11 protein-coding genes are annotated in these 16,730 nt (G+C 48.2%); 7 read left to right on the forward strand and 4 right to left on the reverse strand.

The annotated features are described in order from the left end of the window. Positions 1-88 precede the first annotated feature (88 nt). The 4 genes from ACLQ6D_RS06495 to ACLQ6D_RS06510 all read right to left on the reverse strand — a co-directional run bounded on the left by ACLQ6D_RS06495 (position 89) and on the right by ACLQ6D_RS06510 (position 11,418). On the reverse strand, positions 89-8,809 hold the full coding sequence (locus ACLQ6D_RS06495) for a GH36-type glycosyl hydrolase domain-containing protein (protein ID WP_411726473.1): 8,721 nt from the start codon (positions 8,807-8,809) through the stop codon (positions 89-91). 160 nt (positions 8,810-8,969) lie between these two features. Next, entirely contained in the window at positions 8,970-9,512 is a 543-nt protein-coding gene (locus ACLQ6D_RS06500; protein ID WP_411726474.1) for a DUF1415 domain-containing protein, read from the reverse strand. A 596-nt stretch (positions 9,513-10,108) separates the two neighbouring features. Continuing rightward, positions 10,109-10,366, reverse strand: coding sequence for a DUF1488 family protein (locus tag ACLQ6D_RS06505; RefSeq protein ID WP_411726475.1), 258 nt, complete (start codon positions 10,364-10,366; stop codon positions 10,109-10,111). A 515-nt stretch (positions 10,367-10,881) separates the two neighbouring features. Beyond that, the gene (locus ACLQ6D_RS06510) at positions 10,882-11,418 is read right to left on the reverse strand and encodes an Arm DNA-binding domain-containing protein (protein WP_411726476.1); all 537 of its coding nucleotides are present in this window, start codon (positions 11,416-11,418) and stop codon (positions 10,882-10,884) included. Between the two features lie 338 nt (positions 11,419-11,756). Here ACLQ6D_RS06510 and ACLQ6D_RS06515 point away from each other — a divergent pair, with 338 nt between their 5' ends. The 7 genes from ACLQ6D_RS06515 to ACLQ6D_RS06545 form a co-directional block, all read left to right on the forward strand. After that, positions 11,757-12,359, forward strand: coding sequence for a hypothetical protein (locus ACLQ6D_RS06515; protein WP_411726477.1), 603 nt, complete (start codon positions 11,757-11,759; stop codon positions 12,357-12,359). Next, positions 12,334-13,257 carry a hypothetical protein gene (locus tag ACLQ6D_RS06520; protein WP_411726478.1) on the forward strand — a complete coding sequence of 308 codons (924 nt, stop codon included), beginning with the start codon at positions 12,334-12,336 and terminating at the stop codon, positions 13,255-13,257. Before ACLQ6D_RS06515 ends, ACLQ6D_RS06520 begins: the two co-directional genes overlap by 26 nt. Continuing rightward, positions 13,257-13,664, forward strand: a complete 408-nt coding sequence (locus ACLQ6D_RS06525; protein ID WP_411726484.1) for an Eco57I restriction-modification methylase domain-containing protein — start codon at positions 13,257-13,259, stop codon at positions 13,662-13,664. The genes ACLQ6D_RS06520 and ACLQ6D_RS06525 overlap by 1 nt, the downstream gene beginning before the upstream one ends. 21 nt (positions 13,665-13,685) lie before the next feature. After that, on the forward strand, positions 13,686-13,928 hold the full coding sequence (locus tag ACLQ6D_RS06530; protein WP_411726479.1) for a type II toxin-antitoxin system HicA family toxin: 243 nt from the start codon (positions 13,686-13,688) through the stop codon (positions 13,926-13,928). Next, entirely contained in the window at positions 13,915-14,307 is a 393-nt protein-coding gene (locus tag ACLQ6D_RS06535; protein WP_411726480.1) for a type II toxin-antitoxin system HicB family antitoxin, read from the forward strand. The genes ACLQ6D_RS06530 and ACLQ6D_RS06535 overlap by 14 nt, the downstream gene beginning before the upstream one ends. A gap of 14 nt (positions 14,308-14,321) precedes the next feature. After that, positions 14,322-15,839 carry a type ISP restriction/modification enzyme gene (locus ACLQ6D_RS06540; protein WP_411726481.1) on the forward strand — a complete coding sequence of 506 codons (1,518 nt, stop codon included), beginning with the start codon at positions 14,322-14,324 and terminating at the stop codon, positions 15,837-15,839. Between the two features lie 167 nt (positions 15,840-16,006). Beyond that, positions 16,007-16,730: 1-acyl-sn-glycerol-3-phosphate acyltransferase (locus ACLQ6D_RS06545; protein ID WP_411726482.1), on the forward strand; the 724-nt coding region annotated here is incomplete at its 3' end.

Genomic DNA, 16,730 nt, shown 5'->3' on the forward strand with positions numbered 1-16,730 from the left:
CCAAACATAGCTAGTAAAAAAATTTCATTTCGTCAAAATAGAAAAATGCCTCCAGAATGAATTTATTTTTGAGGAACAACAGCAATAATCATAATCCTTGCCGGACAATTATGATCTCAACATTATGCTCTATGTGATCATCTACCAGCGGAATAATGTCTTCCTGCTGTACGATGCCATCTAGGGTAAGGCTTGGGTTCATTTCAACAGTTGCTGTCTGCCTCACGCTGATGTGGTAGAACGTTTCCCGATAGCGATAACGTATCTTGAAATTCGTCCAATCGTCAGGGAGACATGGCTCTATACGCAAGGATGCCCCCTCTCGCTTGAAACCCAGCAGTGACTCAGTGATAAGCCGGTACATCCATCCAGCGGAACCGGTGTACCAGGTCCATCCTCCCCGGCCAGTATGGGGTGCAACCGCGTACACGTCGGCAGCTACAACGTAAGGCTCCACCTTATAGGCAGCAATACCTGCTGGAGATTTCCCGTGATTTACCGGATTGATCATGTTCATCAATTCCCATGCCCTTGTGTTATCACCAAGGTGTGCGAAAGCCATCGTCGCCCAAATGGCCGCATGGGTGTATTGGCCTCCGTTCTCCCTGACACCTGGTACATATCCCTTGATATAGCCAGGGTCTAGGTTTGAAGTGTTGAAGGGTGGAGCCAAAAGCTGGATCAGTGAATGGTCACGGCGGACAAGATGTTCATTGAGTGCTTGCATGGCTTTCGTTGTGCGCTCAGGCGCACCGACACCCGAAAGCACAGACCAGCTTTGGGCAATAGAATCTATTTGGCATTCCGGGTTGCGTATAGAACCTAACGGCATACCGTCGTCGAAGTAAGCGCGGCGATACCATGCGCCGTCCCAGCCGTGTTGTTCGATATTCTGGCTCAATTGAAATCGCTCTGCATGGCAACGCTCGGCGAAGGGTATGTCTCCCCGCAAGCGCGCAAGCTCGGTAAATTGCTTCAGCACTTCACAAAGGAAAAAGCCCAGCCAGACGCTTTCACCTTTGCCGCCCATTCCGACCAGGTTCATGCCGTCGTTCCAGTCACCCGAGCCCATCAAGGGCAGGCCGTGTTCACCGAATCGAAGCCCTCTAAGAATAGCTCGAACGCAATGCTGATAGAGGCTTTCGACTTCTTCAGACCGACTAGGCAGATCGTAGTAGGAGTCTTCATCAGCATTGACCGGACGCCCCATCAGAAACGGGGCAAGTTCGTCCAGCACGGCGGAGTCGCCCGTGATCCTTATATAGCGACTGGCTACAAATGGCAACCAGAGAAAATCATCTGAGCAATGTGTTCGAACGCCGCGACCAGAGGGCGGATGCCACCAATGTTGAACATCGCCTTCAATAAACTGGTGTTCAGCACATAATAATAGCTGTTCGCGTACCCTGTGGGGTTCGGAGTGGACCAGCGCCATAACGTCCTGCAATTGATCACGAAAACCGAATGCTCCGCCTGATTGATAGTACCCGCTCCGTCCCCACAAGCGGCAGGACAAGGTCTGGTACAACAGCCAGCCGTTGGTCAACATATTGATACCCGGATCAGGCGTTTCCACTTGCACTACCCCCAAGGTTCGAACCCAGTATTGCTGAACCATTCTAAGCGCATCGAGCGCAGCTACTGGCCCACGAAAGCGTTGCACTAACATCCTGGCATCGTTAGCATCTCGTCCTAAACCCAACTTGAAGACTATCTCACGCTCTTGGCCTAAGTCCAGTTCAAATGAGACTTGGAGCGCAGCGCAGGGATCCAGGTTCGCTCCGAACTTGCCTGAAAGGTAAGACCGATTCATGGCGGCGGGTCTTCGAAGGGTGCCATTGCGTCCTATGAACTCGCTGCGGTCACCTGTTATGGTGCGGGTCGAGTCGTCCACGTCGAAGAACGCTACCCGATCGGAGAACTCACTGTTGTATGGATTCGAGGCAAATAATGCGCCACCAGAGATAGCACAATCTGTAATTACATGAGGAGTTGATTTCGGGCGCAGGTCGCCCAGCACCCATTCGACATAGCCGGTCGCAGAAAGCCGTCGGTATCGACCCGATAGGCTGCGTACTTTTAATGCTGAAAACTTGACTGAAGCGTCCAGTGCGACGTAAACGGTGAGTTCTGTATGAATCCCGCTTTCGTTGTGTTCAAAGACACTGTAGCCGAATCCGTGTCGGCTTATGTAACCACCCGTTCCAGGACAAGGGAGTGGTGTCGGCGACCAGTACTGCCCAGTCTCTTCGTCGCGGAGATAAATGGCTTCTCCGCTCGGATCACTCACCGGATCGTTGTGCCAAGGTGTAAGCCTGAACTCGTGGGCATTCTCACTCCACGTGTAGGATTGCCCATTCTCGGAGATGATGGTTCCAAAGAATGGATTGGCCATCACATTCACCCAGGGTGCCGGTGTCATTTGACCGGGCGCAGGTGTAATGACGTATTCGCGCCCATCTTTGGTGAATCCTCCCAGTCCGTTGAAGAGGATCAGATCCTCACGACGTGGTAACTCGGCGTCTACAGGGCGGGCTTGAAGTTGGCTTCGGCTCGGCTTGAATCGGGGAACACGCACTTCCATTGGAGCGCGACGGTTGATCTGTTCTGCCAATGTTCCTCGGCTGTCGTTGATGATGGCGCGTGCGACCGATTGAATCAGAATGCGGTCTTCGCTGGATATTTGGTCTGCATGTCGCACAAAGATTCCACCCGGGCGATCGATCAAATTGGCTTCAACTCCCGAGGCAATCAGCCCCATGATTTGTTCCTGTAGTGTGTGTCGGTATCCGTCACGATCTTCATTCCAGATCACAAGGTCCACCGCCAAACCTTTTGAGCGCCAGTAGGCATGGGCTTTCACCAATTGGCGTACCAGATCGATATTGCTCATGTTCTTAATTTGCAGCAGTACGATCGGTAGGTCGCCGGAAATGGCGTGGGCCCACAGACCGGACTGCCCGCGACGATTATTGATGACAACACTGGCATCTGCGCGCAGCAAAGAATGGGTGTATAGAACTGAATTTGCGAGCCTTCCATAGAGTTGGGCTTCGGCTTCCGTGGCATTGAGCTGCCTCAGGACAACTTGGCTATGCGCCCAGGCCAGATCGAAAACACGATCGGCGAGCCGCCGGTCATGGTATTTCTCCACCAGTTCCAGGCTGGCTTCACGTGTATCGGTGATACCGATTACCAGATCGATGATCACTGATGCTTCCGGATCGAGTGTGATCTGATGACGAATGGCAACTATTGGGTCGAGTACTGCACCTGCGCTGCCCGAAAGACTTCCGGAATCAACCATGGCTTTGGGTGCGGCAAGGTCGTTACCACGGCCAATGAATTGTTCACGATTGGTCTCATAAGATACCCCGTTGGACTCGCTTTCATGCACAGCCATCAATTGAAACATCCACGGTGTTGGTTCATTAAGGGCACGCGGACGGCGAGAGCACAGGATCGCCTGATGTTGATCGACGATTTCGGTCTGTACAAAGAGGTTGCTAAATGCCGGATGAAGGTTGTCCGAGGCAGATGATGCGAGTACCACTTCCGAATAACTGGTCACCTCGATGGTTCTAGGTGTCTGAGCGTGGTTGGTGATACGGATTCGGCGCATTTCGATATCATCTTCGGGTGAAACGACGATATCGGTATGCATATCAAAATCGTGGTCGCGGCGACGAAATTCTGTTCGTCCCTCGGAGAAAATCGCTTCATAATGTTCAGATCGTTTGAGCGTTGGTTGATGGGCGGTAGACCAGTACGCACCAGTTGTCATATCGCGGATATAACAGAAGGTACCCCAGTGGTCACAAGTACTGTCTTCGCGCCAGCGCGTGACGGCGAGATCTTTCCAGCGACTGTAGCCACCGCCGGAATTCGTCACCATCACGTGGTACCTGCCGTTGGACAACAACTGTGCCTCCGGTATGGGTGTATTTGGGTTGTTGATTACCCTTACTTGGCTTTGCAGTTCGCTGGAGGACTTCAAAACATCAGAGACTTCGGCGGCTTGCACATAGAAAGCAGAGGCCTTAGGGATTCGCTCCTGGAGTAACAACATAGTGGCCTGGAACAAGGGGTTAGACGCGAATCGACGCTGCATCGGACGATCCAGCAGTAAATAAGCCAAGGAGAGAAGACTCATGCCCTGATGATGGGCCATGAAGGATTGAATCACAGTTCTCGATTCTCCCCTTCGTTGACGCGATGGGGTGTAGTCAACCGCTTCATAGAAGCCAAATTTTCCTAACAAACCTTCAGCGGCGAGTCGCTGCAGATTTAGGCATCCCGCCTCAGGCGCGACCATCAATGCGAGCGCAGTGGCATACGGCGCAATGACCAAATCTTCGGCAAGTCCTCGTTTCAGTCCCAGGCCAGGCACACCAAAGGCGCGGTACTGGTAGTTGAGATGAACATCGACCGTGTTGAAGCCGGACTCTGATATGCCCCACGCTACACCGCGCTGCTTTCCATATTCAATTTGACGCTGTACTACCGCCCTTTGCGTCTGATCGATCAATGTGTTTTCATAAGCCGGCATCACCAGGAGTGGCATTAGGTATTCGAACATGGATCCGCTCCATGACAGGAGAGCAGTCTTTCCCTCGCTGGCAACCAGTAACCGCCCTAAGGCAAACCAGCTCTCCTGAGGTATTTGTTCCTGCGCAATTGCCACGAAATTACACAATCTCGCTTCCGAAGCCAATAGATCGTAATAAATCGAATCACGTTGCAGCTCATCAACGTTGTACCCGATTGTCAGCAAACGGCGCGGCTTGTCAAACAGAAAGCCATACTCCATACTCGCTAGTTCGTCTGTTAACTGTGCCAGACCTTCTATGATTGCAATTCGATCATTTGCGCGTTGGCTGGATTCTTGGATGAGCAGCCGAAGTTGGATTAGCCAGTCGCGCACCTCGGGCCTTTGGTTTTCGATCAGCAGCCTATCGATAACTGATAACGATGGCATATCATTTCTTGCTAGTTCCCGCAGAGTTGGCATCCCGGTGATGTCAGGGAAGTTGTCAATCCCACTTGGCGGGGCTGGCAGCACAACCCACGGTGCCAGGAACAGCAACTCATCTAGGATGGCGCGGCATTGCCGAGCAAGGGTACGTCCCCATCCCTTCAGGTCGTTCTCAACTGCCTCAACGCTATTGGCAAACGTTTCCGCGCGTGATGTCAACCTTTCAAAACAGAGCCTCGCGGTGGCGAGTGTAATCAGCCGTGAGTTGTTGGCAAATTCGAGTTCGGCCTGAAATTGAGTGAGTAGGGCCGGTGTAGCACCTTCAGCTGCTTCCACCAGAATTCCCAATGTATCAAGAAGCCCACAAAAACATTGCACACCTAAAATCGGGTGGTCAGGTAGCTCAAGCAATCCCTGCCGCAAGGTCAACAAATAGCCCCCAAGGTTGCCGCTGTCCACTGTGGAAATATATAAAGGTGGCAACGGTTGCATGGAATGTGTGTCGTACCAGTTGTAGAAGTGCCCGTGATATTTTTCCAAGGCCGACATCGTGCCCAGAGTGTTTTTTGTTCGTACTAGAAGGGTGCTGCTAGGAATATAACCGAAATCGTAGGCAGACAGGTTCGCCAGTAAAGCGAGTCCCATATTGGTTGGTGAAGTGCGATGTGCAACACCGACATCACGGTACTCCTGAAAGTTATCGGGTGGCAGCCAATGATCCTCTGGCCCGACAAAGGTTTCGAAGTAGCCCCAGGTTTTGCGGGATATTTTCCTAAGAAAAAAGGCTTGATCAGCAGTCAGTTTCGTCTCGCGGCGAGTGATCGGAAGGCTGATCCACCAGGCTATAGCGGGCGAGATCCACCATAATAGTAAAATGGGAACTGCCATAGCCAGTACCTCTGGTCTTGTTAGTGCCAAAGTGATACCTATGCTCAGGGCGATAACTGGGGCGATCCACATCGAACGGCAAGAGGTGAGAAGATTAGTTTGACTATTCCGATTGACCTCATTTGACGGACTCCATTCCAGCAGTCGTTTATGGGTGATAAGCATACGCCAGACTGTGCGCATGATCGCGTCTAAGCTGAAGTAGGCTTCATAAGGGAGAAAGATGAGTGTTAATGCTGCCTGGGCTAAACGTTCTCCAGCAGAACGTATTTCTGCAGCGAGGTGTTGCCTCAGCAACAGGTCTGAAGGCTTCCTAAACAGGTCAAGTGTGGAAGCGCTCAATGCGGGTATCAGTAGAATACTGATCACAGACCCTGTCCAAAACCAGGCCAAAGGCCAGACTGTCCATCCTACCAGCAATATCAGTGTCAATGCCAAAGGGGTAAGACTACGTCGGAGATTGTCGAAGAGCTTCCATCGTGACAGTCCCGAAAGCGGGTTCTTCTGACGGCGGCTATCCAACCCGGGTACGCTAGGCAACAGCCATCCCATTAGCTGCCAGTCGCCACGAATCCAACGGTGCCGTCGGCTCACATCGTCAGTATAGCGAGTGGGATGTTCTTCGTATAATTGGACATCACTTAGTAATCCAGACCGCGCGTAACAACCTTCCAAAAGATCGTGGCTCAGGATACGGTTCTCTGGAAAACAATCGCTGAGCGAGCGTTCAAACGCATCGATATCGTAGATTCCCTTACCAATGAACGAGCCTTCTTGGAATACATCCTGGTAAACATCCGAGACAGCGCGTGTATACGGGTCAATTCCAGGTTCTCCCCCGTATAATTGTGCATACCGCGTTGGATTCAACCCTGAAAGGCTGGCGCTTACGCGTGGCTGCAAGATTCCGTAACCATCGCAAATACGTTGCTTAACTTTGTCGTAGCAAGCACGGTTCAACGGATGAGCCATGGTGCCTACAAACTGTCTTGCGGCTTCACGCGGAAGCTGAGTATCGGTATCAAGGGTGATAACGTACTTCACATCCGACAAGGCTGCTATTTCACCGACGATGAGGGAGAATTGGCTGGAGTCACCCCCGCGCAGCAGGGAGTTCAGGTCTGCAAGTTTACCTCGCTTACGTTCGTAACCCATCCAAATCCGATCCTGCGGGTTCCATCGGCGCGGGCGATGAAAAAGAAAAAAAGTGTTACCTAGAGCCTTTGGATACTTTTCATTCAATTGGTTGATTCCCGCCTTTGCCAGCTGCAATAGCGGTTTATCCTCAGGAACCGTTTCTTCGTGTGAATCGAGAAAATCAGTCAAGAGGCCAAAATGCAGATTATCGTCTCGATTGGCCAGGAACCGCACTTCCAGTGCCTCGATCAACTCCTCTATGTTCTGAACACTGGTCATCATGGTTGGCACAATAACCAATGTTCGATATGACACAGGAATTCCAACAGAGAAATCCATTCTCGGTAGCGAATAAGGCGTAGCGGATAACGTTACCAGCCAGTTCACCAGCGCCACTGCAAGTTGGCTGGATGCAAGAACTGATAGGAAAATTAACAGCGCCAAGTGCCAGTTCCGCAAGCCTTCGACGTAAGCCACCATCGCTAAGTAGCTGGTGATACTGACTGTTAACAAGCCGATTGCACCCAAAAAGAAAAACAAAGGAAATCTGGAAATCAGTTGTTGCAATGCTTCGCCCATAGGCAAACGCATCCCAGCCGTTTGTTCTAGTTTCGGTAATCCTTTGTCGATAAGGTAAAATCCGATGTGGGAACTTCGGTCTTCGCGACCTTTAGTATCTAGACACTCCTTTGCCAATTGGAGCGCAAGTTTTGCTATTTCGTGTTCTGGTTGATTGCTGTTCCTGGAGATCTTTTCCACGACGTGCCGATAACGATCTCGGGTGACAAAATCCATCTTACCGTAAGTACCACTCGGATCTTCGCACAGGGTTCGTTCAACAATGCTCATGGATTCAACAAATTCGCGCCAGTCCATCGCACCTAGTAAACGCAAGCTACCGATGCTATTACCGATAGAAACCTGGTCGGAGGCCTGTTGCTGACCCTCCATCTGGACTAACTTCTCGATGGTCAGATGCGACTCGGCAAGCAACTGTTCTATCCAAGTCAGAGGCAAGGCCAAAGCGGAGCCCTGGCCTTGCAAATGACGCGCAAATTCCGAAACAAACTGGGTTGTCATTGGCGGGTTCGATCGCGCCATGTCCGCGATGACCAGAATCAGGCTTTTGGGATCCTTCTCGGCAATCTCTATCATTTGACTCGCCCACGAATCAGCAAGGTCTTGGTCGATTTTGCCAGCGGCAATTCGGATTGAAATACGCCGGAGATTCTCAATCAGTGCTAAACGCAGCATGATGGGGATAGCCCACAATTCGCCTAATTTAAGGGGTGTGACCGTCTGGTATGCCATCACGAAACGGCTAAGACTCTCCGGGTCTATCCGTCCATCGCCGTGCGCTACTGTCTCCAGCGCGATATCATAAACGCGTGGAAGTCCTACGGAAGAACTATTCGACAAGCGCGGCAGTTCACGGCTATAACCTTTTGGCAAATGCCGCTTGGCGGTACGGATCTGCTCATCTATCAAATAGAAGTTATCGAGAAGCCATTCTCCGGCCGGTGTGAGCCGGCGATTAGCGTTGATCGTTTCCGTCAGCACCCGGGTACATTCGACGAGTACGCTTTCATTATCCGACAATCTTTTTAAAAGTTGATCGGGTATGTTCTTTTTGGTCAATCGGTGTGAGTCCGCCAACGTTTTGCCATGACGTTCCATTTGATCAGCGCTGAAGAGTTCCGCCCTTAACGGCGGTTTCTCTTTTATATGGCCTCGAAAAGTATTGATCCTGTTGAATTTTACTTTCCACGGCAACAAACCGCCAAAAATGGTGTTGCTGTTCGCCTTCATTGTGAGCCTCTTGCTAGGTAATGGCTGAATGAAACGGTGTTTTCAAAAATCAATACACAACAGGTAAGTGATGTTTAGAAATCTATTCAGCAGGGTAAATAACGAGCTATTTTGTGCTTTGCACACAATTGAGAAAGATTGCGAACGGAGTCATCTAGCCCTAAAAACAAGTATCTCTTAGCTTCTTCATGGCGGATAAGCCTTTTCCCCGGGCAAAATCGATATTGGCGGACGGAATGTTTTCCGAGCTTTTATAATGTTCCAAAGCCCTGTCAATGCTGGCTTCTCGTAACAAATGCAGCATGGGGTAAACAGAACGGTTGGTATAATTTGCGGCATCATTTTCAGGGGAGTTGGCAAACAGGTACAAGGGATGAAAGCTAGCTAATTGATAAATGCCGACGTATCCGTTTTGTTTTAATAGTTTCTCGGCAAGTGATACCAGTTCAAGGAAATCATCAAATTGTGTGAATGTATACGGAAATATCAGGAAACTGGTTTCAATATTGATATCATTATCCAATCGGGTTAGTTCCCGTAACACAGCACCCATACAGATATTCGAAACCGTACTAGTTTCAACTTCGTAATGGACCTTTTTCTGCTTGACTACCTGAGCGGCAAAAGGACAAAAATTACAAGCCACCACTACGTTATCTATCCATTTTTTTGTTTGATCAATGATTTGTCGGGATGTAGGCATAATTTCTTTGTATAGGCGTTTGATGAATTAATTGGGCTGTTGTGTGAGCAATAAAGAACTCGACATCATACCTAACCAAGGCATCTGGCAAACCCTTTATGCATTTGGCAGCGGAAATTGGCTATAAGAGATCTCCTGCAATAAGTTGTTCTTTCTACTGCATGAGAGTATGCTGATACCTGAGTATCAAATTAATTCACCGAGCAGTGAATTTCCAATCCTATCTGCACTTAATTTCAGCCCCCCACAATCATTTGGAAAAAGACTAATGAGCAAAGAACAAAAAAGTAATAAAGAAGACAAGAAAAAACCTGCACTAAGCCCAAAAGAAAAGAAGGCCGCAAAAAAATCCAAGAAAGAGTCTAAAAGCTAATAAAACGGTAGTGACAATTGCAACCAGCAAACAGTGACTGGATACATGCGAACAAGCCTCTTTAATTTTAGCTAAAATCACCACCTCATTAAGTTGTCGGAAGCTTCTTTGTAATTCCCTTATAAATGCGCGAACTACATTAGTTTGTCGGATGGATTCTTGTAAAATGAGAGTGTATTTCCTGCACCCAGACTCATCGATGCGGGCGCAATTCTGGTTTCTACTAGAGGTCGTCAGTTTGGATCAGAACGGAACCGTCCTCTTCATAATAATCCCGCTCTATGAGCTTTCTCGCTGCCTCTTGTATATCCGTACGATGTTGGGCTATTGACTGCATAAGCTTATCATCTGAGGCTCCAAATTTAGCTCTCAGACTCTCATACGAGATGCGGCAAAGCACCCGTTTTTTGTCAACCTCCGCCACAACGGTTGCCATTTTTGTCATATTATTCCAGCATTCAAGCCTAGGGAAAGAAATCATAATATCTCATAATTCAGATGGTTGATGGCCGGTCAATTGCATTAACAAGCTGTACTCGTTGATGCATCACCGATTATCTCCGCCATGATGGTGGTTAACAAGATAACTTCGGCGGACTTTCGAAATGAGGTAGCCTGATCCTCATATCCCGTAATATAACCAAACTTATCGCTCTTTATATGACGGTTGGTTGTTTATCTTAAGAGTTGTAGTGACAATTTGTTTGTCATCCATTCGGTTGGCATATGACCAATATACGCTAAGATGCATCCTATGGCAGTTATATATTATGGTAATAATCATTTTTGCATAACAATAAGCTTAGCGGAGAGGTATTAGGAGTATCAACAACGCTAGGACGCAATTGAAAAAGCCAAGTGGTTTGTGTGTTTATAAACAATGAGTTGTAAGATGGGTTTCGCTCTACCCATCTTACAGGATGGGTCAAGCTGCTAAATATAACATTACGTATTTCTGTGACATTATGAAAAGGTAAGCTAATAGCTTGTGAATCCCTAAGCAGGTATCGCATCCAAAACCCGGTCTAAAGAGCGGATATGTGATTGTTGGGTAGGAAGCAGTTTCGTTTCAATCAAAGTATGAATATCTGCTGACAAAGCGGGATCCTTTAGTGCTGCAGCGTAATCTGCTTCCGCAGCTTTTTCTCCTTCAAGTAACACCTTTACTGCCGACCGCTTACCTAATAAACTTGCGCCTTCCAGGATTAATTTCGGCCAACTACCCCAAGCTCCTGAGTTTTTATGTGGCGTTCCGTCCAGTTTACGGTCTTGTTTTTCTTTCGCCACATCATGCCCCAACGCAACCAAGGCATTAAGCCGCTTGCCTTCCTTCGTGGCTTCGGCAAGGGATAAATCCTTATAGCTGCCTATAAACATTTGCCTTTGTTGCCCAGACAAACGGTAACGGAATCGCCATAATGGGGTAGCCATTGTTTCACGGTAAACAAGATACAGGCCATTGCTACACGCCCTACCTTCAAAACGTCCGACAAACCAGCTTTTGATCGTTAAATCGGTTATTTTGTTTGCCATAATCCCTCCCATGTGTACTATGAAAAATTTGGTACTCACTTTGGTATACGGATATTATGCGCTTGCGTGGGACTGAATGCAACAAGTAGAAACAATAAAACCCTGTAATTACAGTGCTTTGATATGGTAGTCGGTTAGGCTTGGGATGGCGCGAAACAGCACTTAATATTTTTGAAATATAGATTTAAGTATTTTCACGCGTTGTTAATTCTGCACAATCAAGGCTCTAGAATTTTCAAATGTTTGCATCATAGCCTTGTGCGATAAATTTTTCCTGTTCAAGCGATGTCACGGGCAAAATGCTATAGTTCCCACAAAAAACTCAAAGGGACGAAATCATGGATAAAGTCCAAAATTATCTCAGCAAAATAAACCAGCGTTATAAAACGGGCATTTCCCGCGAGCACAGCTACCGTGGCGACTTACAGGCGCTGCTGGAAACCCTATTGCCCGGCGTGTTGGTCACCAATGAGCCTGCCCATATCGCTTGCGGTGCGCCAGATTATATCTTGATCAAGGCTCACATTCCGCTGGGTTACATAGAAGCCAAGGACATCGGAAAATCCCTGGACAACAAAGACTACAAAGAGCAGTTCGACCGCTACAAAAACTCGCTCGACAACCTGATTATCACCGACTACCTGGAATTCCGGTTTTTCTGGGATGGTTTACCAATCACCAGTATTCGGTTGGCTGACATTAAAGGGGGGCAACTCCAACCCAAGCCGGAGCAGTTCAAGCACTTCACCGACCTGATGACGGATTTTGCCGCACATCGCGGACAAACCATCAAATCGCCATCCAAACTTGCCAATATGATGGCCGGGAAAGCCAAACTGCTTGCCAATATTATCGAGACTGCCTTAAGCAACGACCAGCAACAGGAAGCCGACAACACCCTGCGCGACCAAATGGATGCCTTTATCCATACTGCTGCATGACATAGACCCTAGGCAATTTGCCAACATCTACGCCCAAACTATTGCTTACGGCATGTTTGCCGCTCGGCTGCATGATGAAACCCTGGACACCTTTTCCCGGCAGGAAGCCGCCGAACTTATCCCGCACAGCAACCCGTTCTTGCGAAAACTGTTCCAATACATAGCGGGCTATGATCTGGACAGCCGCATTACCTGGATAGTCGATGCCTTGGCGGACATCTTTCGCGCCGCCGATGTTAGGGCAATTCTGGCAGACTTCGGCAAAGCCACCCGGCAAACCGACCCCATCATCCATTTTTACGAGACCTTTCTGGCTGAATACGACCCCAAACTCAGGAAAAGCCGGGGCGTTTGGTACACGCCAGAACCTGTCGTTGATTTTATCGTCCGCGCCGTCGATGATATCCTAAAAACCGACTTCAACTTGCCGTTAGGTCTGGCGGATAACAGCAAAACCACCATTCAGGTTGAACTGCCCGTCATCAAAGGCAAGGGCAAAACCAACTACACCCAACTGGAAAAGGCCGATAAGGAAGTCCATAAAGTCCAGATACTCGACCCTGCAACAGGGACGGGGGCCTTTTTGGCCGCCGCAATCAAACACATCCACCAAAAATTTAAGGGTCAACAAGGCGTTTGGAGCCAGTACGTAGAAGAGCACCTAATCCCACGGGTACACGGCTTTGAAATCCTCATGGCCTCTTACTCCATGGCGCATTTAAAGCTGGACTTGTTGTTGAAAGAAACCGGCTACAAACCCAAAAAACAGCCGCGCCTGAACATCTACCTGACCAATTCGCTGGAAGAATCCCACCCTGACACCGGCACCCTGTTTGCCTCCTGGTTAGCAAAGGAATCCAACGAGGCCAACAACATCAAGCGCGAGATACCCCAGTGATGGTGGTCATGGGCAACCCGCCATATTCGGTCAGCAGCAGCAATAAAGGCGACTGGATACAACGCTTGGTTGCCGATTACAAAAAAGACCTCAACGAAAAAAACATCCAGCCCTTGTCGGACGATTACATCATGTTTATCCGGTACGGTTCGCATTTTATTGAAAAGAACGGCGAAGGCATATTGGCGTATATCTCCAATAACAGCTTTATCGACGGCGTAATCCACCGACAAATGCGTAAGCACTTATTGGAAACCTTCGACAAGATTTATATCCTCGACCTGCACGGCAACAGCAAAAAGAAAGAAACCACAGTTGATGGCGGCAAGGATGAGAACGTGTTCGACATTATGCAGGGCGTTTCCATCAATATTTTTGTCAAACTTAAAAATTATGCAACTAAATAATAGTTGCTTTACAATAACGCCATGAGTAAGAAAGATAAGTTAATTGAAAAACTTAAATCCGAATCGGAATTTACCTGGGATGAACTTGAGCGGCTCATGACGTTATTGGATTTCATTAAAATCGAAGGTGCAGGTTCGCGTGTTAAATTTTTCCATAAAGAAACCAATACCATTATCAAGACGCACAAACCCCACCCAGATAAAGCGATTAAGCACTATGTGCGAAAAGAAATTATTGAGAGGTTAAAAAATGAATTGTTTTAATTACAAAGGTTATCAAGGCTCAATTGAAACCAGCCTAAAAGATCGCTGCTTATTTGGCAAGATTCTCAATATCACTGATTTGATCTTGTATGAAGGTAATACTTTGGAAGAACTTGAAAACGACTTTAAAGATTCAGTTGATGACTATCTTGCGACCTGTAAAGAATTAACCCGGGAGCCTAAAAAGCCCTTTAAAGGCTCGTTCAATATCAGGATCGGCCAGGAGTTGCATGAAAAAGCCGCTAAAAAATCCGCAGAATGTGGCAAGTCGTTAAATGACTATATTAAGGATGTCATTAGTAAGGACATTCAGCCGACCGCCAGGGACGGTGGAAGTGCGGCAAATGGTCGGGAACCGTTGCCGCCTCTTAATCTTTAAAAGGATTTTTCCTGATGGAGAAACCCTTAGCCGAAGTTTACCACCTGGATAGCTATGGCCTGCGTAAAGACAAATACCGGACGTTGCTGGATAACGGCATCAATACCTTGCCGTGGCAGAGGATTGAATGCCGTGCGCCGGAGTATTTTTTTGTGGCTAAGGATTATGGGGTATTGGGGCAGTACCAACAGGGCTTTTCGGTGAGCGAGTTGTTTCCGGTTAATTCGAGTGGCATTAAAACCCATCGAGATGATTTTGTGGTTGATATTGATAAAAACACCCTATCCAGTCGGATAGAAAGTTTTTATTCGTCTTCCGCCACCAACGAAGAATTAAAAAATAAATTGGCTCTAAATGAAAAAGAAGAATGGATAGATTCTAAACGACATGGAATCTTCAATAAAAACAGTATTAAGAAAATCCACTACCGTCCATTTGATAACAGGTATATTTACTATTCATTTGACCTAATCGAAAGAGGTCGTGAGAAAGTCATGCAACATTTTCTGAAAGGCGAAAATGTGGGAATACTTTTTCCAAGACAGGCAATTACGGAAAAATTCGGATTTTTTGTATGTAATACGATTTGCGACATTAATTTTACTGGGGTAGCTGGTCAATATGGCGCAGGTCTTGTTTTCCCTCTCTACCTCTACCCGGAAACCACTGGACAACAATCCCTGCAAGAATCCAACGCCAGACAGCCCAACCTGAACCCTGTCATCGTCCAGCAAATTGCGGAAAAGCTGGGCTTGACCTTTACGCCGGAAAAATCCACCGTCATTCCGGCAGGGATTGGCGGCGATGATTCCATATCCTCGTCCGCACTTCCTTCATCCATGAAGGTCGCCGGAATCCAGAGACCAGGGATGGGATACCTTAACATCCCTGTCACTGGATACCCGCATCCCGGCGGGTATGACGCGCCTCTTGAAGACATGCAAGCAACAGAAATCAGGCAACCTGGGGACAAAAATGTTGCGCCTGTAGGCTTCGCTCCCATCGACCTGCTCGATTACATCTATGCGGTGCTGCATTCGCCCAACTACCGCGAAACCTACAAGGAATTCCTGAAAACCGACTTTCCCCGCATCCCTTATCCAGACCCGCACACCTTCTGGCCGTTGGTAAAACTGGGCAGCGAACTGCGCCAGCTCCATTTACTGGGCGGCGAGGGTTCCATGCCCTCTGCCGCACTCCCCACATCCCTGTGGGTCGATAGTCCGGTGGTGAATGACCTTATCACCACGTACCCAATGGATGGCGACAATACCGTCACCCGCAAAATCAACAATAATGATTTCGACAATGGCAAGGTCTGGATTAACGACCAGCAATACTTTGACGGCGTCCCCGTCATCGCCTGGGAATTCTACATCGGCGGCTACCAACCCGCGCAAAAATGGCTAAAAGACCGCCACGGCAGGACACTAACCTTTGAAGACATCCTGCATTACCAAAAAATCATCGTCGCCCTCACCGAAACCCACCGGATTATGCAGGCGATTGACGATGTTCTCGGTCATAACTGATCTTAATATCTAAAGAATTTCTACCACGAAGGCCACGAAGAACACGAAGGTTTGTAGGGTACGCTGTGCGTACCTTTAAACGTTGGAAGGTACGCACAGCGTACCCTACAAAACTTTTATCATCCCCAGATTTTTAACGTCTGCTAAGATAATGTCAGGAGGTAGTTATGCTGAAAAAAGTGTTACGCAAGATCGTGGGATTAATCCTGACCTTGATTTACCGGGTTGAAATCAATGGTGTGGAAAATTATGAAAAAGCCGGGGAGCGGGTGTTGATTATTGCCAATCACACGTCCTTTCTCGATCCTTTATTGTTGTGGGTTTTTCTGCCGGATGACATCACTTTTTCCATTAACACGCATATTTCGCAGCGTTGGTGGTTGCAGCCTTTCCTGGGTTTGTCGCAGATTTTTCCGATGAATCCCACCCATCCTATGTCCCTGAAGGATTTGATCCACCATTTGCGTAACGATACCCGCACCGTTATCTTTCCCGAAGGGCGTATTACGGTCACCGGTGGACTGATGAAAGTCTATGATGGCACGGGTATGGTCGCTGATAAATCACAGGCTACTGTCCTGCCCATCCGTATTTCGGGCGGACAATATACCCATTTTTCAAGACTGCACAAGGTCGTCCGCTTACGCTTATTTCCAAAAATAACCATCCATATCCTGTCACCTACCCGTGTAGCAACACCCGAGCATCTACGAGGAAGGGTGCGGCGTAAATTTAGCGGACACCTGCTGGCCAACATCATGTCAGAGATGATGTTTACCACCAGCGTATTTAGGCAAACCATTTTCCAGAGTTTATTGGATGCGCGTGTGGTGCATGGCGGCAAACACAAAATTGCCGAAGACCTGGAACGTAAAGCCTTAAGCTATGACA

The sequence above is a fragment of the Methyloglobulus sp. genome, assembly GCF_046714055.1.
In the GTDB taxonomy this organism is placed as follows: Bacteria; Pseudomonadota; Gammaproteobacteria; order Methylococcales; family Methylomonadaceae; genus Methyloglobulus.

What these genes read in the sequence shown, in the direction of transcription:
- ACLQ6D_RS06495 (WP_411726473.1), bottom strand. Translation starts at nt 8,809, where the DNA reads ATGAAGGCGAACAGCAACACCATTTTTGGCGGTTTGTTGCCGTGGAAA.
- ACLQ6D_RS06500 (WP_411726474.1), bottom strand. Translation starts at nt 9,512, where the DNA reads ATGCCTACATCCCGACAAATCATTGATCAAACAAAAAAATGGATAGAT.
- ACLQ6D_RS06505 (WP_411726475.1), bottom strand. Translation starts at nt 10,366, where the DNA reads ATGATTTCTTTCCCTAGGCTTGAATGCTGGAATAATATGACAAAAATG.
- ACLQ6D_RS06510 (WP_411726476.1), bottom strand. Translation starts at nt 11,418, where the DNA reads ATGGCAAACAAAATAACCGATTTAACGATCAAAAGCTGGTTTGTCGGA.
- ACLQ6D_RS06515 (WP_411726477.1), top strand. Translation starts at nt 11,757, where the DNA reads ATGGATAAAGTCCAAAATTATCTCAGCAAAATAAACCAGCGTTATAAA.
- ACLQ6D_RS06520 (WP_411726478.1), top strand. Translation starts at nt 12,334, where the DNA reads ATGCCTTTATCCATACTGCTGCATGACATAGACCCTAGGCAATTTGCC.
- ACLQ6D_RS06525 (WP_411726484.1), top strand. Translation starts at nt 13,257, where the DNA reads ATGGTGGTCATGGGCAACCCGCCATATTCGGTCAGCAGCAGCAATAAA.
- ACLQ6D_RS06530 (WP_411726479.1), top strand. Translation starts at nt 13,686, where the DNA reads ATGAGTAAGAAAGATAAGTTAATTGAAAAACTTAAATCCGAATCGGAA.
- ACLQ6D_RS06535 (WP_411726480.1), top strand. Translation starts at nt 13,915, where the DNA reads ATGAATTGTTTTAATTACAAAGGTTATCAAGGCTCAATTGAAACCAGC.
- ACLQ6D_RS06540 (WP_411726481.1), top strand. Translation starts at nt 14,322, where the DNA reads ATGGAGAAACCCTTAGCCGAAGTTTACCACCTGGATAGCTATGGCCTG.